Genomic DNA, 20,682 nt, shown 5'->3' on the forward strand with positions numbered 1-20,682 from the left:
GGCGCCGGATCCCAGCGCGGACGCCCCGGAAAAAGGTTGCCCGGGTTGACCACCGCGCGGCGTACGCTGGTCCGCTTGTGAGCAGGATCGGAGAGGTCGTCGCACCGCGACGCATGGGCACCGGCTTCCGCTGGTTGCTGTCGTCGTCGTGGACGAGCAACGTCGGCGACGGCATCGCCCTGGCGGCGGGGCCGCTGCTCGTCGCGTCCCAGACCGACTCCGCGTTCCTCGTCGCGCTCGCCGCCCTGCTGCAGCGGCTGCCCTGGCTCCTGTTCGGCCTCTGGGCCGGGGCGCTGGCCGACCGCCTCGACCGGCGCGTCGTCGTCATGGTGGCCAACGCGCTGCGTGCGGTCGTCGTCGTGGCGCTGTGCGTCCTCATCGCGACCGGGCACGTGAGCATCGGCGTCGTCCTCGCCGTGATGTTTCTGTACGGCGTCGCCGAGGTGTTCGCGGACTCGGCGTCCCAGACCCTGCTCCCGATGCTCGTCGAGCCGCGCGACCTCGGCACGGGCAACGCCCGGCTCCAGGCCGGGTTCCTCACCGCCAACCAGCTGCTGGGACCGCCGGTCGGCGCGTTCCTCTTCGCGCTCGGGATGGTCTGGCCGTTCGTCGTCCAGGTCGTGTGCGTCGCGCTCGCCGTCGTGCTCGTGGGGCGGATCGCGACCACACCGGGCGGTGTGCGCGAGACGCAGACCCACCTCCGCCAGGACATCGCCGAGGGCGTGCGGTGGATCCTCGGGAACGCCCCGGTGCGGACGCTCGCGCTCGTCATCCTCGCCTTCAACGTGACCTGGGCCGCGCCGTGGGGCGTCCTCGTCAAGTACGCGCTCGACCACCTCGACATGGGCGAGGTCGGGTTCGGGCTCCTCACGACGGCGTCGGCCGTCGGCGGCGTCGTGGGCATCGCGTCGTTCGGGTGGCTCGAGCGGCACGTGCGCCTGTCGACCCTCATGCGCGTGTGCCTCTCGCTCGAGGTCCTCATGCACCTCGCGCTCGCCCTCACCACGACCGGCTGGGTCGCGCTCGCGATCATGGTCGTCTTCGGTGCGTACGCGTTCGTGTGGGGCACCGTGTCCAACACGATCCGGCAGCGTGCCGTCCCCACGGAGTTCCAGGGACGCGTCGGCTCGGTCTACATGGTCTGCGTGTTCGGCGGCAGCGTCGTCGGACAGGCGCTGGGCGGCGTCCTCGCCCAGGCGTGGGGGATCACCGCACCGTTCTGGTTCGCGTTCGTCGGCGCGGGCGTCACGCTCGCGCTCGTGTGGCGCCAGCTCGGGCACATCGCGCACGTGGGCGAGGTCCCCGTGGCCGACTGACCGTCCGCCGACGGCGAATTCCGTGGACCGTGTGGGTGGCGGCCGTCAGGATGTGCGGGTGAGCCATACGCCGTACGAGAACACCGACGCCCCCACCGCCGACGACCTCTCCGACGGTGTGGAGAACGACGCCCCGGTCGACGACACGCTCGCGAAGCCCCGGTGGCGACGGGACACCGCGATCTTCCTCTCCGGGCAGACCGTCTCCCTGTTCGGCTCGATGCTCGTCCAGTACGCCGTGATGTGGCACCTGACGATCGAGACCAAGTCCGGGGCCGTGCTCGCGCTGAGCACCCTCTTCGGGTTCCTGCCGCAGGCGGTCGTCTCGATCTTCGGCGGCGTGTGGGCGGACCGGGTGAACCGCAAGGCGCTCGTCATCGCCGCCGACGGCACGATCGCCGTGACGACCCTCGCGCTCGCGCTCCTCATGCTCGGCGGCGCGGACGACCTCTGGCTCATCTACGCCGCGCTCGCGATCCGCTCCACGGGCGCCGGGATCCAGACCCCCGCGGTCGCGGCCCTGCTCCCGCAGATCGTCCCGACCAGCAAGCTGCTGCGCGTCAACGGGATCAACCAGTCGATCCAGTCCGCGATGATGCTCCTCGCCCCCGCGGTCGCCGCGGCCGTCTACGCCAGCACGTCCATCGTCTCCGTGTTCTTCGTCGACGTCGTCACCGCCGTGATCGGGATCGGCCTCCTCCTGCTCGTGCCCGTCCCGACGCTCGCGCACGCCGCCGCCGGCGAGCGAGCAGGGTACTTCGACGACCTCGTCGAGGGCTTCCGCTACCTCGGCTCGCACCCGTTCGTCCGGTGGGTGCTCGGCCTCTACGCCGTCGTGTTCCTGCTCATCGTCGCGCCGTCGTACCTCACCCCGCTCATGGTCGCGCGGACCTTCGGCGAGGAGGTCTGGAAGCTCACCGTCAACGAGGTCGCGTTCTCCGTCGGCATGCTGCTCGGCGGCGTGCTCCTCGCCACCTGGGGCGGGCTCAAGAACCGCATCGCCATGATCGTCGGGTCGACGTTCGTGTTCGGCGTCCTGTCCGTCGCCATGGGTCTCTCGACGAACATGTGGGTGTTCTTCGTCTTCATGTTCCTGCTCGGCCTCTCCGTGCCGCCGTTCTCGACGACGTCCATGACCGTCCTGCAGGAGACCGTCGAGCCCGAGCGCCAGGGCCGCGTCTTCGGCTTCGTCGGCATCGTCATGGCCGTCTCGATGCCGCTCGGCATGGTCGTGTTCGGCCCGCTCGCCGACCGCTTCACCGTGGAGTCGCTCCTCGTCGTCTCCGGGATCCTCATGTTCCTCGTCATCACCGTCGCCGTCGCCCTGCCCTCCGGTCGCCGCGCGATCCGTGCCGCGGCCCAGCACGACTAGCACCCGCCTCGTCGCGGGTCGGGGTCGGGTCTACGGCCCGCAGGGTCGGGTCCGCGGTGGGGTCGGACCGTGTGCTCGGACTGGCGCACCGTCACCCTGGTCTGTCTGGCGGGAGTTCTGGGAGTGCGCCTCTGACGTCCTTCGCACACGGTCCGACCCCACCGCTCGTCCTGGCCGTCACCGCACGAACCTCGGCCCGGTCCGGCGGTCCCGTTCGGTCCGGGCGGCCGGAAGGCCAACGGCCAGGGCGAGCGCGGGCTCGTCGCATGACCCACGAGCGTGGTGCGCCGACAGCGCGGCGGGCGCGACGGTCGTCGGGCAAGGGGCTGCGCGACGTGGGCCGAAGCCGGGCCGGGGTGGGTGGGGTGTGAAGGGCGTCAGAGCCGCGCTCCGAGAAGTGCCACCCGACAGACCCAGGCGACGGCGCGGCAGCCCGAACGCGCCATCCACCCCGGCCACCCAACCCGACCACGCGGGTCGTGAAGCCGGCGCAGCCCGGCGCCGCGAGCACGCGGGTCGTGCACCGAGCCCGACGGCGGCGCGGAGGGTCAGTCGACGATCTCGCAGATGGCGGTGCCGGAGCTCACGCTCGCGCCGGCGGTGGCGGAGAGCGAGCGGACGGTGCCGGCGCGGTGGGCGAGGAGCGGCTGCTCCATCTTCATGGCCTCGAGCACGACGACGAGGTCGCCCTCGGCCACCTGGGCGCCGTCGGCGACGGCGACCTTGACGATGGTGCCCTGCATGGGGGAGGCGAGCGTCGTGCCGGAGGCGCCGCCGTTGGCCTTGCCGGTGCTCCGCCGCGCGGGCCGACGCGCGGCGTTCGCCGTGCGGGCACGGCCCGCGGCCATGCCGAGGCCGGCGGGGAGGACGACCTCCAGGCGCTTGCCGCCGACCTCGACGACGACGCGCTCGGTCGCGAGGGGCTCGTCGTCCTCGTCGGTGGAGGCGGCCGGGGCGGGCGCGAGCGCGGCGAGCTGGTCCGCGAACTCGGTCTCGATCCAGCGGGTGTGCACACGGAACGGCGCGTCGTCCGTGGGGACGAACGCCTCGGCGTCGAGCACGGCGCGGTGGAACGGCACGACCGTGGGGATGCCCTCGACCTCGAGCTCGCGCAGCGCGCGGCGGGCCCGCTGGACAGCCTGCTCGCGCGTGGCGCCGGTGACGATGACCTTGGCGATCATGGAGTCGAACGCGCCGGAGATCGTGTCGCCCTCGACGACGCCGGAGTCGACGCGCACGCCGGGCCCGGACGGGAAGCGCAGGCGCGAGATGCGGCCGGGGGCGGGGAGGAAGTTCGCGGCGGGGTCCTCGCCGTTGATGCGGAACTCGATCGAGTGGCCGCGCACCTGCGTCGACGTGTAGCCGAGGGGCTCGCCCGCGGCGATGCGCAGCTGCTCGCGGACGAGGTCGATGCCGGTGACCTCCTCGGACACCGGGTGCTCGACCTGGAGGCGCGTGTTGACCTCGAGGAAGGAGATGGTGCCGTCGGCCCCGACGAGGAACTCGCACGTGCCCGCGCCGACGTAGCCGGCCTCGCGCAGGATCGCCTCGGACGCCTTGTAGAGCTCGGCCTCCTGGGCGGCGCTGAGGTAGGGCGCGGGGGCCTCCTCGACGAGCTTCTGGTGGCGGCGCTGGAGGGAGCAGTCGCGCGTGGACACGACGACGACGGTGCCGTGCTCGTCCGCGAGGCACTGGGTCTCGACGTGGCGGGGCGTGTCGAGGTAGCGCTCGACGAAGCACTCGCCGCGCCCGAACGCGGCCGTGGCCTCGCGGACCGCGGACTCGTAGAGCTCGTCGATCTCGTCCGCGGTGCGGGCGACCTTGAGGCCGCGCCCGCCGCCGCCGAACGCCGCCTTGATCGCGATGGGCAGCCCGTGCTCGGCGGCGAAGGCGTGCACCTCGCTCGCGTCGGCGACGGGGTCGGGCGTGCCGGGGACCAGCGGAGCGCCGGCGCGCTGCGCGATGTGGCGTGCGCTCACCTTGTCACCGAGAGCGTCGATCGCGGCCGGCGGGGGCCCGATCCAGACGAGGCCGGCGTCGAGGACGGCCTGGGCGAACTCCGCGTTCTCGGCGAGGAAGCCGTACCCGGGATGCACCGCGTCGGCGCCGGAGCGGCGTGCGACGTCGAGCAGCTTCGCGATGTCGAGGTAGGTCTCGGCCGCCCGGGCGCCGCCGAGCGCGAACGCCTCGTCGGCGAGGTGCACGTGCAGGGCCTGCCGGTCCGGGTCGGCGTAGACCGCGACGGACGCGATGCCGGCATCGGCGCAGGCACGGACGATCCGGACGGCGATCTCGCCACGGTTGGCGACGAGGACCTTGCTCAGGGGGCGGGTGGGGTTCGCGGGCACGGCTCACGGTAACGCGTGCGCGGGGCGCCGTTCACGCTCCCGGGCCGGGTACCGGACAAAATTGGAGAAGAAGCCAAGGCGCGCGGAGGGTGGTTGGAGGAAACCTCCATAGCGGCGCGCCCCTGGGCCTCGCCCGGCGCCTGGGGTTGTCCGGCACCCACAACGGCACCACGGCGAGCGCCGACGACGGACGGCGGCCCCGTCGGGTCAGGACCGCAGCTCGTGCCAGGCGACCCCGGCCTCGCCGAGCAGCGTCCGCAGCAGCGGGAGGCTGATCCCGACGACGCCGTGGTGGTCGCCCTCGATGCGCTCGACGTAGGGCCCGCCGAGGCCGTCGACCGTGAACGCGCCCGCGACGTGCAGGGGCTCGCCCGTCGCGACGTACGCGTCGATCTCGTCGTCCGTGAGGTCGGCGAAGTGCACCGTCGTGGAGCTGGTGGCCCCGGTCGCGGTGCCCGTCCCGCCGTCGGGCAGCGGACGCAGGTCGACGAGCCAGTGGCCGGTGTGCAGGACGCCGGCCCGGCCGCGCATCGCGCGCCAGCGCGCACGGGCGTCGTCGGCGTCGACGGGCTTGCCGAGCACCTCGCCGTCGAGCTCGAGCATCGAGTCGCACCCGACGAGGAGCGCGGGGTCGTCGACCGGCGCGCCGGTCCCGTCGTCGGCGAGCGTGCGCACGATCTCCTCGGCCTTGGCGCGGGCGAGGACGAGCACCGCGTCCACGGGGTCGAGCCCGCCGCGCTCCGCGGCGGCGGCCTGCAGGACCGCGTCCTCGTCGACCCCCGAGACGCGCACGAGGGGTTCGACGCCGGCCGCGCGCAGCGTCGCGAGGCGGGCGGGGGAGCGGGAGGCGAGGACGAGTCGGAGCACCCGCGCAGACTACCCGTCGAGCACCGGCGCGACCGGCGAGCCGGACGGCGCGCGCCGAGCGGTCCTACGCGACCAGCAGCGCCGCGACGAGCAGCACGACGGGCGAGCCGAGGGTCGTGACGAGGATCGTGTCGCGCGCGAGGATCTCGCCCCGCCCGAACCGTGCCGCGTAGTTGTAGACGTTCTGGGCGGTGGGCAGCGCGGCGAGCGTGACGGCCGAGGCGACCGCGGCGTCGTCGAGCCCGAGGACGTGCCGGGAGACGACGAACGCGACGACGGGCATGACGAGCAGCTTCGCGACGCTCGCCACCCCGACGGCCGCGCGGGGCTCGCCGCGCCGCAGCGGCCTGGTGCCGTGCAACGACATGCCGAACGCGAGCAGGATCATGGGGATGGCGGCACCCCCGAGGATCTCGAGCGGAGCCATGACCGCGACGGGCGGGGTCCAACCGGTCACCGAGACGACGGCGCCCGCGAACGACCCGAGGATGATCGGGTTGCGCACGGGCTGGGCGAGGACGAAGCGCCAGGACAGGCGCCCGCTCGTCGTCGCGTCGAGGACGAGCAGCGCGACGGGTGCGAGCACGAGGAGCTGGAGCAGGATCACCGGCACGACGGCGGTCGCGTCGCCCAGCACGTACACCGCGACGGGCAGGCCGATGTTGTTCGCGTTCACGTAGCCGGAGCCCACGGCCCCGATGGTCGCCTCGGGGGCGGGGAGCCGCAGCCACAGCCGGTCGACGAGCACGAACGCGCCCGCGGTCACGACGGCGGAGACCGCCGCGACCGCGAGCGGGGCCTGGAAGAGCGCGCCGACGTCCGCCCGCGCGAGCACGGTGAACAGCAGCGCGGGGCTCGCGACGAAGAACCCGATGCGGTTGAGCGCGGTCCTCGCGTCGGGGCCCCCGATGCCGAGCCGCGCGGTGACGTACCCGGCCGCCACGACCACGGCGATGATGGCGAAGCCGGTGAGGACGGCGCCCACGCGTCAGCTCCCCAGGGCGGGCCCGCCCCGCCCGGGCCGGCGCGAGGCCGACCCGGGCAGGGCGGACGACCGGGTCACGAGGAGAGCGCGTCGCGCAGCACGTCCAGACCGACCGAGCCGAGGTTCAGCGCGCGCGCGTGGAACGCCTTGGCGTCGAACGCCTCGCCGCGCGCCGCGGCCGCCGCGCGCGCGTCGTCGCGCGTGGCCTCCCACAGGCGCTGGCCGACCTTGTACGACGGCGCCTGACCCGGCCAGCCGAGGTAGCGGTCGAGCTCGAACCGGACGAACGAGTCGGGCATGTTGACGTTCGCGCGCAGGAACGTGAGCGCCTTGTCGGCGTCCCAGGTCCCGCCGCCCCACTGCTCGGGCGCGGGCAGGCCGAGGTGCACGCCGATGTCGAGCACGACGCGCGCCGCACGCATGCGCTGCGCGTCGAGCATGCCGAGTCGGTCGCCGTCGTCGTCGAGGAACCCGAGGTCCGCCATGAGGCGCTCCGCGTACAGGGCCCAGCCCTCGCCGTGGCCCGAGACCCAGCACGCGAGCCGGCGCCACGTGTTGAGCGTCGCTCGCGCGTACACGGCCTGGCCGCACTGCAGGTGGTGGCCGGGGACGCCCTCGTGGTAGACCGTCGTCTTCTCGCGCCACGTGTTGAACTCGGTGACGTCCGACGGCACGGACCACCACATGCGGCCCGGGCGGGAGAAGTCGTCGCTCGGCGGCGTGTAGTAGATCCCGCCCGTCTGCGTCGGCGCGATCATGCACTCGAGGTCGAGCACCGGCGTCGGGACGTCGAAGTGGACGCCGTTCAGCGCGCTGATCGCGGCGTCCGACGTCTCCTGCATCCACGACCTCAGCGCGTCCGTGCCGTGCAGCGTGCGCGCCGGGTCGGCGTCGAGCGCGGCGACGGCGTCCTCGACGCTCGCGCCCGGCCCGGCGATGCGGCGCGCGATCTCCTCCTGCTCCGCGACGACGCGCGCGAGCTCCTCGAGCCCCCACGCGTACGTCTCGTCGAGGTCGACCTGCGCGCCGAGGAACGTGCGCGAGAAGAGCCCGTAGCGCTCGCGGCCCACGGCGTCCTGCTCGCGTGCCTGCGGCGCGAGCGTCGTCTCGAGGAAGTCCGCGAGGCGGCCGTAGGCCTCGCGCGCCGCGGCGGCGCCGTGCTCGAGCTCCTTGCGCACGAGCGAGCACGCCGAGGAGTCGTCGAGGACGGCGTTCGCCTCGGGGCCGGCGACGAACGTCGTGAAGAACGAGCCCTTCGCGTCGGCGAGCTCGCGCGACTGCTGCACGCCGATCCGCACCTGGCGGATCGCGGCGACGTTGCCACGCGCCGCCGCCTCGGTGAGGGAGGCCATGTATCCGTCGATCGCCGTGGGCAGGGCGTTGAGGCGGGAGGCGATGTTCTCCCACGCCTCGACCGTCCCGGTCGGCATGATGTCGAAGACGTCGCGCAGCTCCTGCACCGGCGACGCGATGTTGTTGAGGCTCGCGAGCGGCTCGCCCGCCTCGTGCAGCTCGAGCTGCAGGCCGACGCGCTCGCGCATCGCGGCGAGGGTGACGCGGTCGACGTCGTCGACGGGCTCCAGGCCCTCGAGCTCGCGAAGCACCGCGCGGTCGGCGTCGGCCCGCGCGTCGTGCCCGGCGGGCGAGAGGTCGGAGACGAGGTGGTCGTAGCCGGACAGGCCCATCGCGGTCGCGGCGATCGGGTCGAGCTCGGCGATCCGCGTGACGTAGGCCTCGGCGACGGCGTCGATCGGCGTGGGTGTGCGGTCGGGGGTCCCGGCGGATGCGCCGGCGGGTGTGGTGGTGGTGTCGCTCACCCGGACGAGACTACTCGGCGCCCGGACGCGGGTCTGCCGGATTCTCCGGGCTCTCGCCGTGGTCCTCCTCGGTCGGCGCGCCGGGCGTGTCCTCGGGCGGTCCCGCCTCGGGAGCGGCGTCGGCGCGGCCGCGCAGCGCCGCCACGAGGTCGTCCGCCCAGGCGCGGTGGTAGCGCAGCAGGAGCACCCCCGACGCGTCCGCGTCGTCCGCGGCGTGCCAGACGGCGACCGGGTCGCCCGGGCGCGGGCCCGCCGCGCCGTCGGGCACGACGACGCGCGCCGGTCGTGCGGTCCGCGCGCCGGACGCGGTGGTCACGACCAGGGTCGTCGGGACGACCGTGGGCCCGGTCGTCCGCGTGCCCGTGGCGGTGTCCTCCGTGGAGCCCTCCGCCGTGCCCGCCGCGAGGTCCGCGGCACCGACGCCGGGGGGCACGAGCGTCCCGGTCGCCCGGACCGGCGCGGCGAGCAGCGCGTCCCGCCCGCGCGCGAGCCCGGCCACGACGCGGTCGTCGAGGTAGCGCACGAGCGCGAGCAGCGCGGTGACGAGCAGCCCGAGGGTCGCCACGACCACGACGGCGTCCGGCACGGACCACCCGCGCCCCGACGCGACGCGCTGGTAGACGAGCAGCGCGACGGTCGGCACGAACGCCACGGCCCACGCCCAGCGGCGCCAGCCCGGCACGGGCTCCACGCCCGGCAGGCTCGTCGGGTCGGTCTCGACCTCGTCGGCGGACGCGGGGAGCTCGACGAGCACGCCTCGCTCGGGCAGGCGGCGCGTGCGGGGCGACGCGCTCGGCGTCGTCACGACCGCAGGCTCCAGCGCCACGAGTCGGCGTTGTGCCGGCCCGAGCGCCCGCCGAAGCTCTTCGCGGTCGCGCCGTCCCCGGTCCCGCGCAGCCCGCGCGCCCGGTTGGTCCACTCGTCGACGGGCGCGACGTCGTCGGGCAGCCCGCTCGCGGCGGCCGCCGCGGCGAGGCCGGCGACGAGCGCGGCGACCTCCAGCTCGTCCGGCGCGCCGCGCACGACGCGGACGCTCGGAGCGCCGGACCCCGCCGTGCTCACTCGTCGTCCTCGTCGTGGTCGTGGTCGTCGTCCGCCCCGCGCCCCACGCCCCACTCGGGGACGGCGTAGCCCGCCTCGACGAGCCGCTCGCGCGCCTCGTGGCCCCACCGGTCCAGGAGCCCGACGACGTCGTCGAGGTCCGGGCCGCCGGGGTGCGTCATGACGACGTAGTCGAGCGTGAAGGTGTCGTCCTGCACGTCGGCCGGCGAGGCGTCGTCGTCGACCTCCTCGTCGGCGCCCGGGTCCCACACCGACGTCGTGAGGTCGGCGTGGATGCCGAGCGCGCCGTGCAGCTCGTCGAACAGCCGCGCGTTGAGCGTGCCGATGCGGCCCTCGAGCGCGAGCACGCGCGGGTCCTCGTCCGCCTCGGACGCCCCGAACTCGGCCCGCACCCCGACCGCGGTCTCGACGTACTCGTGCAGCGCCGCCGTGAGCGCGTCGACCGCGGCGTGCAGCGGCGCCGGGTCCACGGACCCGAGCGGCACGGGTCCGTGCGTGGCGTCGTCGTGGCTCATGCGTGGTCCTTCCTCGCGAGGTTCGTCGGGTGCTGGTGCTCGCTCGCGGTCACAGCGGGATGTTGCCGTGCTTCTTGGGCGGCAGGGTCGCGCGCTTGGTGCGCAGCGCCCGCAGCGCCCGCACCACCTGCACGCGCGTCTCGGACGGGCGGATCACCGCGTCCACGTAGCCGCGCTCGGCGGCGTCCCACGGGTTGACGATCGCGTCCTCGTACTCCGCGACGAGCCGGGCGCGCTCCGCCTCGACGTCGTCGCCCGCGTCGGCCGCGCGCTTGAGCGCCGCCCGCTGGAGGATGTTCACCGCGCCGCCCGCGCCCATGACCGCGACCTGCGCCGTCGGCCACGCGAGGTTGACGTCGGCACCGAGCTGCTTGGATCCCATGACGATGTACGCCCCGCCGTACGCCTTGCGCGTGATGACGGTGACGAGCGGGACCGTGGCCTCGGCGTACGCGTAGATGAGCTTGGCCCCGCGCCGGATGATGCCCTGGTGCTCCTGGTCGACGCCCGGCAGGAAGCCGGGGACGTCCACGAGCGTGAGCACCGGGATGTTGAACGCGTCGCACGTGCGCACGAACCGCGCCGCCTTCTCCGCGGCGTCGATGTCGAGCGTGCCCGCCATGGCGAGCGGCTGGTTCGCCACCACGCCCACCGACTGGCCCTCCACGTGCCCGAAGCCGACGAGCACGTTCTTCGCGAACAGCGGCTGGACCTCGAGGAACGCGCCCTCGTCGAGCACGTGCTCGATCACCGTGCGCATGTCGTACGGCTGCGAGTCCGAGTCGGGCACGAGCGCGTCCAGCTCGAGGTCCTCCTCCGTGACGTCGAGGTCGACGTCGTCGGGCGGGAAGGACGGCGCGTCCGAGAGGTTGTTCTGGGGCAGGTAGGACACGAGGTGGCGCACGTAGTCGATCGCGTCGTCCTCGTCCGCGCCGAGGTAGTGCGCGACGCCGGACTTCTCGTTGTGCGTCAGGCCGCCGCCGAGCTCCTCGAAGCCCACGTCCTCGCCCGTCACCGCGCGGATCACGTCCGGGCCGGTGATGAACATGTTCGACGTCTTGTCCGCCATGACGATGAAGTCGGTCAGCGCGGGGGAGTACACCGCGCCGCCCGCGCTGGGACCGAGGATGAGCGAGATCTGCGGGATCACGCCCGACGACGCGACGTTGCGGCGGAAGATCTCCGCGAACTGCGTGAGCGCCGCGACACCCTCCTGGATGCGCGCGCCGCCGCCGTCGGAGATGCCGATCAACGGCACGCCCGTGCGCAGCGCGAGGTCCTGCACCTTGGTGATCTTCTGCCCGTGGACCTCGCCGAGGCTGCCCCCGAACACCGTGAAGTCCTGGGAGTACACGCACACCTGGCGGCCGTCGATCGTGCCGTGCCCGACGACGACGCCGTCGCCCGCCAGGCGCTTCTTCTCGAGCCCGAAGTTGTGCGAGCGGTGCTTCGCGAACGCGTCGAGCTCGACGAAGCTGCCCTCGTCGAGCAGCGCCTCGATGCGCTCGCGCGCCGTCTTCTTGCCGCGCGCGTGCTGCTTGGTCCGCGCCGCCTCCTCGGGCAGCTCGGTCGCCTCGGCGCGGCGACGGTCGAGGTCGGCGAGCTTGGCCGCGGTGCCCACGAGGTGGGGCGCGTCGGGCGATGTCGGGGGTGCCTCGGGCGTCGCGGGCGAGGTGGTCGCAGAGTCCGTCACGGACCCGAGCCTAGTTGGCGGGTGGCGCCAACTCGATGCGGGCGACGCCAGCACGCCCGGGGCGGGTCTTGGTGGGTGTCGACAAACCCGGCGGCGCGCCGGTGATGTCCTTCCGCGGCGTCCGACCGGCCGTGCGTCCCTCGTGCCGGGCCGTCGGCGTGCGGGAGGATGGCGGGCATGGCGAGCGCGCGCGACGACGAGACCAGGCCCGACGGCTACGGGCGGCCCCCGCTGCGGGCGGAGTTCCTGCGCGAGCTGCTCGTGGCGCCCGCAGGGCCCCTCGCCCGGCTCGAGGTCGTCCCCGAGTCGGCGTCGACGAACGCCGAGCTCGCGCGCGCGGTCGCCGCCGACCCGGACGCCTGGCCGGCGCCGGCGCTCCTCGTCGCCGAGCACCAGCCCGGGGGTCGCGGCCGGCTGGGGCGCTCGTGGACGACGCCGCCGCGCGCCGCGCTCCTCGGCTCGCTCCTCCTGCGCCCCGAGGTGCCGCGCGAGGCGCTGAGCTGGCTCCCGCTCCTCGCGGGGCTCGCGACCGCCCGCGCCCTGCGTGCGACCGCCGGGGTCGACGCCGTCGTCAAGTGGCCGAACGACGTCCTCGTGCCGGACCCGGGCGCCGCGCCCGTTCCGCAGGACGTCGCGACGCCGGCGGTCGGCGGCCACCCGCCCCTGCGCAAGGTCGCCGGCATCCTCGCGGAGGTGCTGCCCGACGGCGGCGTCGTCGTCGGCGTCGGGCTCAACGTCTCCCAGGAGCGCGCGGAGCTGCCCGTCCCCACGGCCACCTCGCTCGCCCTGGCAGGTGCCGCGACGACCGACCGCGAGGTCCTGCTCGTCGCCCTCCACGAGGCGTTCGGCGAGGTCCTCGCGCGCTGGCAGGACGCCGGCGGCGACGCGCACGCCGCCGGGCTCGACGCCGACTGCGCGCAGGTCAGCGCCACGCTCGGCACGCGCGTGCGGGTCGAGCGCGTCGCGGGCGGCGACGTCGTCGGGCTCGCCACCGCGCTCGCGCCCGACGGCGGACTGGTGGTACGCGAGGACGACGGCACGACGAGCGTCCACCACAGCGGCGACGTCCACCACCTGCGCCCGCACGGGTGACGGGCTCCGGCCGAGATCGGCAGTCCGGGACGACGTCGGCGGTCACGACCGCCGATCTCGCGCGCCACTGCCGATCTCGGTCACGACCGCCGATCTCACCGGCCCGGGCCGAGGAATAGGATCGCCGGGTGCCCGTGGACCCTGAGCAGAACGTGCCCGTCCCCACCACCCCGTCTCCGGACGGCGGGGAGGGCGGCGAGCCGGCCCCGGACACCGAGGCGACGGAGGCGGTGCTCGACGAGGCGCTCCTCGGCGGGCCCCGCACCCTGACCGTCGAGCGGCTCGCCGAGCGCGCGGGCGTCGGGACGGACCGCGTGCGCGCCTACTGGCAGGCGCTCGGCCTCCCCCTGACCGAGGGCGAGGAGCACGCGTTCACGGAGAAGGACGCGCAGGCGCTCGCGGACGTGTTCGCGTTCGCCGCGACCGAGCGGCTCGACGAGCGCGCGCTGACGACGCTCATCCGGTCCACCGGGCACACCACGGAGCGGCTCGTGCTCTGGCAGGTCGAGGCGCTCGTCGAGCACCTGACGCGCCGGTTCGACCTCGACGACACGAGCGCGCGCCTGCTCGTCCTCGACCGGCTCCCCGAGCTCGCCCCGGTCCTCGAGGAGCAGCTCCTGCACGCGTGGCGCCGCCAGCTCGCCGCGGTCGCGGGGAGGTTCGCGGTCGAGTTCTCCGACGCGCGGGCCACCGCGGTCGACGAGCACGAGCTCCCGCTCCCGCGGGCCGTCGGGTTCGCGGACATCGTCTCGTTCACGCAGCGCACGCGCGGGCTGGGGTCGAGCGAGCTCGCCGAGTTCGTGCAGCTCTTCGAGACCAGCGCGCGCGACGTCATCACCGCCGCGGGCGGGCGCGTCGTCAAGACGATCGGCGACGCGGTGCTCTACGTCGCCGACGACGTCGCGACCGGGGCGCGGGTCGCGCTCGGCCTGGCCGAGGCCGGCGGGCGCGAGGAGGACGTCGACGTCCCGCCCGTCCGGGTCAGCCTCGTGTGGGGCCGGGTCCTCTCGCGGTTCGGCGACGTGTTCGGGCCGAGCGTCAACCTCGCCGCCCGCCTCGTCGACATCGCGGAGCCGACGACGGTCCTCGTCGACCGCGAGACCGCGGGCCTGCTCGCGGGCGACCAGCGCTTCGCGCTCACGGCGCAGCCCGAGACGGAGGTCCAGGGGCTCGGCACGATCGAGCCCGTGCGTCTGCAGTGGGCCTACCGCGGCTGACCGCCGCGCTCGCGTCCCGAGGCCGGGTCGTCAGACGGCCTCGAGCAGTCCGGGCCCGTCGTTCGTCACGGAGTTGACCAGGGTCGAGATCTCGCGCGCGACCAGGGGGACGTCGTCGTGCGGGCCGCCGAGGCCGAGCAGGTCGGCCGCCCCGCGCGCGTCGACCGCCGGGTCGAGCCACGCGTCCCACGCGTCGGCGGGGAGGACCAGCGGCATGCGGTCGTGGATCTCGGCGAGGTACGGCGCGGCGTCGGTCGTGACGATCGTCGTCGAGACGAGCCAGCGGTCGGGGTCGTCGTCGGCCTTGGTCCGGTCGCGCCAGAACTCGTAGAGCCCGGCGAACGCGGCGCTCTCGCCGCCGCTCGGCGCGATCCAGTACGGCTGCTTGGGGACCTTCCCCCGGCGCGGCGACGCGCCCGCGGACCCTGCCGGCGACGCGCCGTCGGGCAGGACGCGCCACTCGTAGTACCCGTCCGCCGGGACCAGGCAGCGCCGCACGCCGAACGGCTTGGCGAACGCCGGCTTGTCGAGGATCGACTCCGCGCGCGCGTTGATCATGCGCGCGCCGCCCTTCGGGTCCTTGGACCACGACGGCACGAGGCCCCAGCGCGCCACCCGCAGCGAGCGCCGGACCTCGCCCGTGTCCTTCGCGGCGCGCTCGACGACGATCCGCACCGGGTCCGTGGGCGCGAGGTTCCACGACGGCGGGAGGAGCCGCGCGTCGTCGGCGACGTCCGCGATCGCGAACTCGTCCGCGAGGTCCTGCGCGTCCCGGAAGGAGGCATAGCGTCCGCACATGCCTCCAGCCTGCCGCACGCCACCCACACGCGGGGCGCGGGCGTCATGGGGGTCGGCAGGGCCGTGCGCGGGCCGCAGCCGGGGAGAGGAGGCTCACTCCCGCGCGGCCGGGTCCGGCCCGATCGAATCGATACGATGGACAGATGTCCTCGTCCTCGGTCGACCCCGCCCTGCCCCGACCGAGATCGTCCGCCCGCTGGGTGCTGCTCCTCGGCGCGCTCGCCACGCTCCCCGCGCTCACGGTCGACATGTACCTCCCGCTGCTGCCGGAGGTGGGCGCCGAGCTCGGGGCGCCCGACTCGCTCGCGCAGCTCACGCTGTCCGGGATGCTCCTCGGCGGCGCGGTCGGCCAGCTCGTCATCGGGCCGCTCTCCGACCGCTACGGCCGGCGCCTCCCGGTGCTCGTCGGGCTCTCGCTGCACGTCGTGACCTCGCTCCTGTGCGCGCTCGCGCCCAACATCGGCATCCTCATCGGGCTGCGCGTGCTGCAGGGGTTCTTCAACGCGTCCGCCTCCGTCGTCGCGATCGCCGCGATCCGGGACCGCTTCACCGGCTCGGACGCCGCCCGCATCCTGTCGCGCCTCATGCTCGTCATCGGGCTCGCCCCGCTCCTGGCACCGTCGATCGGCTCGTTTATCGGTGCCCACGCGACGTGGCGCGCGGTGTTCTGGGTGCTGGCGCTGGGTGGCATCGCGCTCGGGGCGATCGTGCTGCTCTGGATGCCCGAGTCCCTGCCCGTCGAGCGGCGGCGGCCCGCCGGTGCGCGCACCGTCCTGCGCGGCTACGCGAGCCTCCTGCGCGACCGCCACTTCGTCGCGCTCGCCGTCCTGCCCGGCCTCGGCCAGGCCGTGCTCATGAGCTACGTCGTGGGGTCGCCGTTCGTGCTCCAGGAGGGGTACGGGCTCAGCCACGGGCAGTTCGCGCTCCTCTTCGCGGTCAACGGCATCGGCCTCGTCCTCTCCGCGCAGGCCAACGCCGCCCTCGTCCGGCGCGTCGCGCCCGTGCGGCTGCTCCGGACCGCGCTCGTCGTGCAGGGGGTGTTCGCCGCGGGGTTGCTCGTGGTGGCCGTGACCGGCGCGGGCGGGATCGTCGGGATCGTCGCCGCCCTGTTCCTCGTCCTGTCGATGCAGGGCATGATCCCCGCGAACGCCTCCGCGCTCGCGCTCACCCGGCACGGCGAGATCGCCGGGACCGCGGCCGCCGTCATCGGGGCGTTCCAGTCCGGGGTCGCCGGGCTCGTGAGCCCGCTCGTCGGCGTCCTCGGGGGCGACGCCGTCGCGATGGCGACCGTGATGCTCGGCGCGGTCGTCGCGTCCCTGCTCGTGCTCGCCCTCGCCACGCCGGCGTTCCGCCGCGGCGGCTGGCACACGCCGGTCTGACGCCACGGCCGGCCTTCGCCGCCCTTTCACACGTCCTCCTGCTGGTTCTGCGCACGCGTCCACGCCGGACCCCTTACCCTCGGACCGTGCCAACGACCGCTCCCGCCTCGTCGTCCCCGCGTTCGCGGCCCCGTGCGACACCGACGACGCCCTCCCGGAAGGGCGGGGAGGACAAGCCCTCCGGCGGCCCGCACCATGCGCGCGCGCTGCGCACGCACCGCGTCGCACGGGCCGTCGGGCTCGTCCTCACCGGCGCCCTCGTGTTCGTCGCCGTCGGAGCGGGAGCCGTCTACCTCGATCTCAAGTCGAAGATCACCGTGAGCGACGTGTCGGGACTCGTCGTCGGCGGCCCGACGGTCGAGCCGCCGAAGGACCCGTCCGACCCGTTCGCGGGCAAGTCGCTCAACATCCTCGTCATGGGCACGGACTACCGCGACGCCGAGAACGCCGCGATCGCCGGCGAGGAGGAGGGCATGCGCTCGGACACGACGTTCATCGTGCACGTGTCCGGTGATCGCACGCGCATGGAGGTCGTGTCCATCCCCCGCGACTCGCTCGTCGACCTGCCGGCGTGCAACCTGCCCGACGGGTCGATGTCGGGCCCGCGGCGCAACACGATGTTCAACGAGGCGTTCCAGATCGGGTCGGGCGGCGTCGACGACATGACCTACGCCGCCGCGTGCACGATCACCGCGGTGCAGGACCTCACGGGCGTCCCGATCACCAACCACGTCGTCGTCAAGATGACCGGGGTCATCGGTGTCGTCGACGCCATCAACGGCGTCACCATGTGCTTCCCGGAGCCCGTCAAGGAGAGCCCGCGGTACGGCACCCTCGACCTGCCGGCCGGGGAGTACACGCTCAACGGCCACGAGGCGATCAGCTTCCTCCGGGCGCGCCACGGGACGGGCATGGGGCTCGAGATGGGGTCCGACCTCACGCGCATCGCGCGCCAGCAGGCGTTCATCGACTCGGCCGTGCGCGAGCTGCTCTCCCAGAACATCATCACCAACTCGCCCCAGCTCTACGGCGTCATCGAGGCGGTGCTCGGCTCGATCAGCGCCGACCCCACGATCGCGGACCCGACGGCGCTCGCGGGACTCGCGTTCAGCCTCCGCGCCATCAAGCCCTCCGAGGTCGTCTTCACGCAGGTCCCCGTCGTGGAGGCGGCGAGCGACCGCAACCGCGTCGAGTGGACGTCGGAGGCGGACGCCATCTGGCAGCGGCTCATCGACGACGCGCCCCCGCCCGGCCACGAGGCCGTCGCCGACCCGCGCGACGACGCGACGGCGCCCGCGGGCGGGACGACCGACCCGGGGACCGGGACCGACCCCGGCGCGACCGACCCCGGCGCGACCGACCCGGGGGCGGGCACGACGGACCCTGGCACCACGGACCCCGGCACGACGCCGGAGACCCCGGTCGAGGAGCTGCAGCCCGGCGTCTGCGGCTGAGCCGGTCCGGCAGCCGCCCCGGTGACGGGTCGGGGCGCGGTCAGGAGCGACGCGTGGCGCCGAGGCGGGCGAGCCGGCCCACCGCCTCGCGGAGCACGTCCTCGCGCTTGACGAAGGTGAACCGCACGCGCGAGGCCAGCGCGCGGGCCGTCGTCGACCCCGGCGTGCAGAACGCGCTCACGGGGACGGCGACGACGCCCGCGAGGGCGGGCAGCTCACGGCACAGGGCGACGCCGTCCTCGACGCCGAGCGGGGCGCCGTCGGCGATGACGAAGTACGTGCCCTGGGGGACGACGACGTCGAACCCGGCCCGGACGAGGCCCTCGCACAGCAGGTCCCGACGCGCGGCGAGCGAGTCGGCGAGCGCGCGCGGGGTCTCGTCGTCGGACAGGGCGTCGGCGATGGCGGGCTGGAACGGCGCGCCGGACGTGTAGGTGAGGAACTGCTTGACCGTGCGCACCGCGGTGACGAGCGGCTCCGGCCCGTGCAGCCAGCCGATCTTCCAGCCGGTGAACGAGAACGTCTTGCCCGCCGAGGAGATCGTGACCGTGCGCTGCCGCATCCCGGGGAGGGTGGCGATCGGCACGTGCCGGGCGTCGTCGAACGTCAGGTGCTCGTAGACCTCGTCCGTCACGACGACCGCGTCGTGGCGGCGCGCGACGGAGGCGATCGCGTCGAGCTCGTCGAGGTCGAGCACCGTTCCCGTCGGGTTGTGGGGCGAGTTCACGAGGATGAGCCGCGTGCGGTCGGTGACGGCCGCGCGCAGGGCGTCGAGGTCGAGGCGGAAGCGGTCCGGGCCGGGCACGAGCGGGACGGTGACGTGGTTCGCCCCCGCGAGCGCGATGCACGCGGCGTGGGAGTCGTAGAACGGCTCGAGCGTCACGACGTCGTCCCCCGGGCCGGCGAGCGCGAGGATCGTCGCGGCGAGGGCCTCCGTCGCGCCCGTCGTCACGAGGACCTCGGTCTCCGGGTCGGGGTCGAGCCCGTAGTGCCGGTACTGGTGGCTCGCGACCGCGTTGCGCAGCTCGAGGATCCCCGGGCCGGGCGGGTACTGGTTGTGGCCCTCCTCGATCGCGCGGACCGCGGCGTGCTTGACCGTCGCCGGGCCGTCGACGTCGGGGAACCCCTGCCCCAGGTTGATCGCCCCGGTGCGGTGCGCGAGGGCCGTCATCTCGGCGAAGACCGTCGCCGCCACCGCGCCGTCCGCGCCGAGGAGGCCGGTGGCACGGGCGGCGGCCTGCCAGCGGCCGGGCGGGAGGTCGGTCATGACCCGACCCTATCGGCGCCCGCGCCCACGATGTGGGACGGCGCGGGCGGGTTTCACCGAGGGGTACGGCCCAGATCCCGAGGCTCCGGGCACGGGTGTCCACAGGGCACTCCCGCGAGCCGCGCGGATGCCCTACTCTCTCGGTCAGGTCTTTCGGTCCGGCGGGGCAGCCGGCCAGCAGAGCAGGGGGAATGCTCGACATGTCTACGGACACGCACGCCGTCGGCGTGCTCGAGGGCGAGGTGCGGGAGCTCGTCCGACGCCGCGGGGTGGACCCCGTGCGCGACCGCGCGGCGGTCGACGAGCTCGTCCGCGAGGTGGTCGCGGACTACGAGACGCGGAGCGCGCTCGGAGCCGTCGCGCCGCTCGCCGACCCGACGGCCGCCGGTCGCGCGGTGGTCGACTCCGTGGCCGGCCTCGGGCCGCTCCAGCCCTACCTCGACGACCCGGAGATCGAGGAGATCTGGATCAACGCGCCCTCGCAGGTCTTCGTCGCGCGGGGCGGCCGGTCCGAGCTCACGACGACGATCCTCACCGCGGAGCAGGTGCGCGACCTCGTCGAGCAGATGCTGCGCTCGTCCGGCCGCCGGCTGGACCTGTCCAGCCCGTTCGTCGACGCCTCGCTGCCCGGTGGCGAGCGGTTGCACGTCGTCATCCCCGACGTCACGCGCAGCAGTTGGGCGGTCAACATCCGCAAGCACGTCGTCCGTGCGTCGCACCTCGACGACCTCGTCCGGCTCGGGTCGCTCACCCCGCAGGCGGCGACGTTCCTCGACGCCTCCGTCCGCGCGGGGCTGAACATCCTCGTCGCGGGCGCCACCCAGGCGGGCAAGACGACGATGCTCAACGCCCTCGCGGGCTCGGTGCCGCCCACGCAGCGCGTCGTGACGTGCGAGGAGGTGTTCGAGCTCCGGTTCGCCGTGCGGGACGTCGTCTCCATGCAGTGTCGGCAGCCGAGCCTCGAGGGGACGGGCGAGATCCCGCTGCGCCGTCTGGTCAAGGAGGCGCTGCGCATGCGCCCGGACCGGATCGTCATCGGGGAGGTCCGCGAGGCGGAGAGCTTCGACCTCCTCGTCGCGCTCAACGCTGGAGTTCCCGGGATGTGCACCCTGCACGCGAACTCGGCCCGCGAGGCCATCACCAAGATGTGCACGCTGCCGCTGCTCGCGGGCGAGAACGTCTCGGACCGCTTCGTGGTGCCGACCGTCGCGTCCTCGATCGACGTGGTCGTCCACCTCGGCGTCGACGCCGACGGGCGGCGCGTCGTGCGCGAGATCCTGGGGGTCACGGGCCGGGTCGAGCAGGGCGTGGTCGAGGCGGCGGAGATCTTCGTCCGGACGGGAGACCGGCTGGTGCGTGCCGACGGGTTCCCGCCGGGCGCGGACCGGTTCGCGCGCGCGGGGATCGACCTGGCAGCCGTGCTCCACCCGGAGCGCTCGCGCGTCCCCGCCGGCTCGGGGAGCGCCTCGGCGAGCACGGCGTGGTCGGGGGCGAGCTGAC

17 protein-coding genes are annotated in these 20,682 nt (G+C 74.4%); 7 read left to right on the plus strand and 10 right to left on the minus strand.

Annotation, left to right across the window (positions count from 1 at the left end):
• Positions 1-113 precede the first annotated feature (113 nt).
• The gene (locus ABRQ22_RS20565; protein WP_353709595.1) at positions 114-1,316 is read left to right on the plus strand and encodes an MFS transporter; all 1,203 of its coding nucleotides are present in this window, start codon (positions 114-116) and stop codon (positions 1,314-1,316) included.
• Between the two features lie 58 nt (positions 1,317-1,374).
• Positions 1,375-2,688, plus strand: coding sequence for an MFS transporter (locus tag ABRQ22_RS20570; protein WP_253051121.1), 1,314 nt, complete (start codon positions 1,375-1,377; stop codon positions 2,686-2,688).
• Between the two features lie 548 nt (positions 2,689-3,236).
• Here the strand turns inward: ABRQ22_RS20570 and ABRQ22_RS20575 are convergent.
• The 8 genes from ABRQ22_RS20575 to ABRQ22_RS20610 all read right to left on the minus strand — a co-directional run bounded on the left by ABRQ22_RS20575 (position 3,237) and on the right by ABRQ22_RS20610 (position 11,903).
• Positions 3,237-5,036 (minus strand): biotin carboxylase N-terminal domain-containing protein, encoded by a 1,800-nt coding sequence (locus tag ABRQ22_RS20575; protein WP_353708016.1) that lies wholly within the window; start codon positions 5,034-5,036, stop codon positions 3,237-3,239.
• A gap of 207 nt (positions 5,037-5,243) precedes the next feature.
• Complete coding sequence (locus tag ABRQ22_RS20580; protein WP_353708017.1) at positions 5,244-5,903, minus strand: nucleoside triphosphate pyrophosphatase; 660 nt, start codon at positions 5,901-5,903, stop codon at positions 5,244-5,246.
• A gap of 64 nt (positions 5,904-5,967) precedes the next feature.
• A complete protein-coding gene (locus tag ABRQ22_RS20585) occupies positions 5,968-6,888 on the minus strand; it encodes an AEC family transporter (RefSeq protein WP_253051124.1) in 921 nt (306 codons plus the stop codon).
• 74 nt (positions 6,889-6,962) lie between these two features.
• Positions 6,963-8,705: a DUF885 domain-containing protein gene (locus ABRQ22_RS20590; protein WP_353708018.1), complete on the minus strand. Its 1,743-nt coding sequence runs from the start codon at positions 8,703-8,705 to the stop codon at positions 6,963-6,965.
• 10 nt (positions 8,706-8,715) lie between these two features.
• Positions 8,716-9,510, minus strand: a complete 795-nt coding sequence (locus tag ABRQ22_RS20595) for a hypothetical protein (RefSeq protein WP_353708019.1) — start codon at positions 9,508-9,510, stop codon at positions 8,716-8,718.
• Positions 9,507-9,767 carry an acyl-CoA carboxylase epsilon subunit gene (locus ABRQ22_RS20600; protein WP_253051127.1) on the minus strand — a complete coding sequence of 87 codons (261 nt, stop codon included), beginning with the start codon at positions 9,765-9,767 and terminating at the stop codon, positions 9,507-9,509. The genes ABRQ22_RS20595 and ABRQ22_RS20600 overlap by 4 nt, the downstream gene beginning before the upstream one ends.
• Positions 9,764-10,282 carry a hypothetical protein gene (locus ABRQ22_RS20605; RefSeq protein WP_253051128.1) on the minus strand — a complete coding sequence of 173 codons (519 nt, stop codon included), beginning with the start codon at positions 10,280-10,282 and terminating at the stop codon, positions 9,764-9,766. Before ABRQ22_RS20605 ends, ABRQ22_RS20600 begins: the two co-directional genes overlap by 4 nt.
• A gap of 49 nt (positions 10,283-10,331) precedes the next feature.
• A complete protein-coding gene (locus tag ABRQ22_RS20610) occupies positions 10,332-11,903 on the minus strand; it encodes an acyl-CoA carboxylase subunit beta (protein ID WP_253051445.1) in 1,572 nt (523 codons plus the stop codon).
• Between the two features lie 249 nt (positions 11,904-12,152).
• Here ABRQ22_RS20610 and ABRQ22_RS20615 point away from each other — a divergent pair, with 249 nt between their 5' ends.
• Positions 12,153-13,067, plus strand: coding sequence for a biotin--[acetyl-CoA-carboxylase] ligase (locus tag ABRQ22_RS20615; protein WP_353708020.1), 915 nt, complete (start codon positions 12,153-12,155; stop codon positions 13,065-13,067).
• A 230-nt stretch (positions 13,068-13,297) separates the two neighbouring features.
• Entirely contained in the window at positions 13,298-14,284 is a 987-nt protein-coding gene (locus ABRQ22_RS20620) for an adenylate/guanylate cyclase domain-containing protein (RefSeq protein ID WP_353709596.1), read from the plus strand.
• A 30-nt stretch (positions 14,285-14,314) separates the two neighbouring features.
• Here the strand turns inward: ABRQ22_RS20620 and ABRQ22_RS20625 are convergent, their stop codons facing one another.
• On the minus strand, positions 14,315-15,082 hold the full coding sequence (locus tag ABRQ22_RS20625; RefSeq protein ID WP_353708021.1) for an SOS response-associated peptidase: 768 nt from the start codon (positions 15,080-15,082) through the stop codon (positions 14,315-14,317).
• A gap of 143 nt (positions 15,083-15,225) precedes the next feature.
• Here ABRQ22_RS20625 and ABRQ22_RS20630 point away from each other — a divergent pair, with 143 nt between their 5' ends.
• Together ABRQ22_RS20630 and ABRQ22_RS20635 are read left to right on the plus strand one after the other, a co-directional pair.
• A complete protein-coding gene (locus ABRQ22_RS20630) occupies positions 15,226-16,461 on the plus strand; it encodes a multidrug effflux MFS transporter (protein WP_353708022.1) in 1,236 nt (411 codons plus the stop codon).
• Positions 16,462-16,547: 86 nt separating this feature from the next.
• Positions 16,548-17,915: an LCP family protein gene (locus tag ABRQ22_RS20635; protein WP_253051132.1), complete on the plus strand. Its 1,368-nt coding sequence runs from the start codon at positions 16,548-16,550 to the stop codon at positions 17,913-17,915.
• 40 nt (positions 17,916-17,955) lie between these two features.
• Here the strand turns inward: ABRQ22_RS20635 and ABRQ22_RS20640 are convergent, their stop codons facing one another.
• Positions 17,956-19,182, minus strand: coding sequence for a pyridoxal phosphate-dependent aminotransferase (locus ABRQ22_RS20640; RefSeq protein WP_353708023.1), 1,227 nt, complete (start codon positions 19,180-19,182; stop codon positions 17,956-17,958).
• A gap of 200 nt (positions 19,183-19,382) precedes the next feature.
• Here ABRQ22_RS20640 and ABRQ22_RS20645 point away from each other — a divergent pair, with 200 nt between their 5' ends.
• On the plus strand, positions 19,383-20,681 hold the full coding sequence (locus ABRQ22_RS20645) for an ATPase, T2SS/T4P/T4SS family (protein ID WP_353709597.1): 1,299 nt from the start codon (positions 19,383-19,385) through the stop codon (positions 20,679-20,681).
• Position 20,682 lies beyond the last annotated feature (1 nt).

Origin of the sequence: Cellulosimicrobium sp. ES-005 (assembly GCF_040448685.1) — a bacterium.
Lineage (GTDB): Bacteria > Actinomycetota > Actinomycetes > Actinomycetales > Cellulomonadaceae > Cellulosimicrobium > Cellulosimicrobium cellulans_G.

Bases quoted from the DNA above. Each gene is read 5' to 3' on its own strand.
- ABRQ22_RS20625 (WP_353708021.1), bottom strand. From the start codon at position 15,082: ATGTGCGGACGCTATGCCTCCTTCCGGGACGCGCAGGACCTCGCGGAC.
- ABRQ22_RS20645 (WP_353709597.1), top strand. From the start codon at position 19,383: ATGTCTACGGACACGCACGCCGTCGGCGTGCTCGAGGGCGAGGTGCGG.
- ABRQ22_RS20630 (WP_353708022.1), top strand. From the start codon at position 15,226: ATGTCCTCGTCCTCGGTCGACCCCGCCCTGCCCCGACCGAGATCGTCC.
- ABRQ22_RS20605 (WP_253051128.1), bottom strand. From the start codon at position 10,282: ATGAGCCACGACGACGCCACGCACGGACCCGTGCCGCTCGGGTCCGTG.
- ABRQ22_RS20565 (WP_353709595.1), top strand. From the start codon at position 114: ATGGGCACCGGCTTCCGCTGGTTGCTGTCGTCGTCGTGGACGAGCAAC.
- ABRQ22_RS20615 (WP_353708020.1), top strand. From the start codon at position 12,153: ATGGCGAGCGCGCGCGACGACGAGACCAGGCCCGACGGCTACGGGCGG.
- ABRQ22_RS20640 (WP_353708023.1), bottom strand. From the start codon at position 19,182: ATGACCGACCTCCCGCCCGGCCGCTGGCAGGCCGCCGCCCGTGCCACC.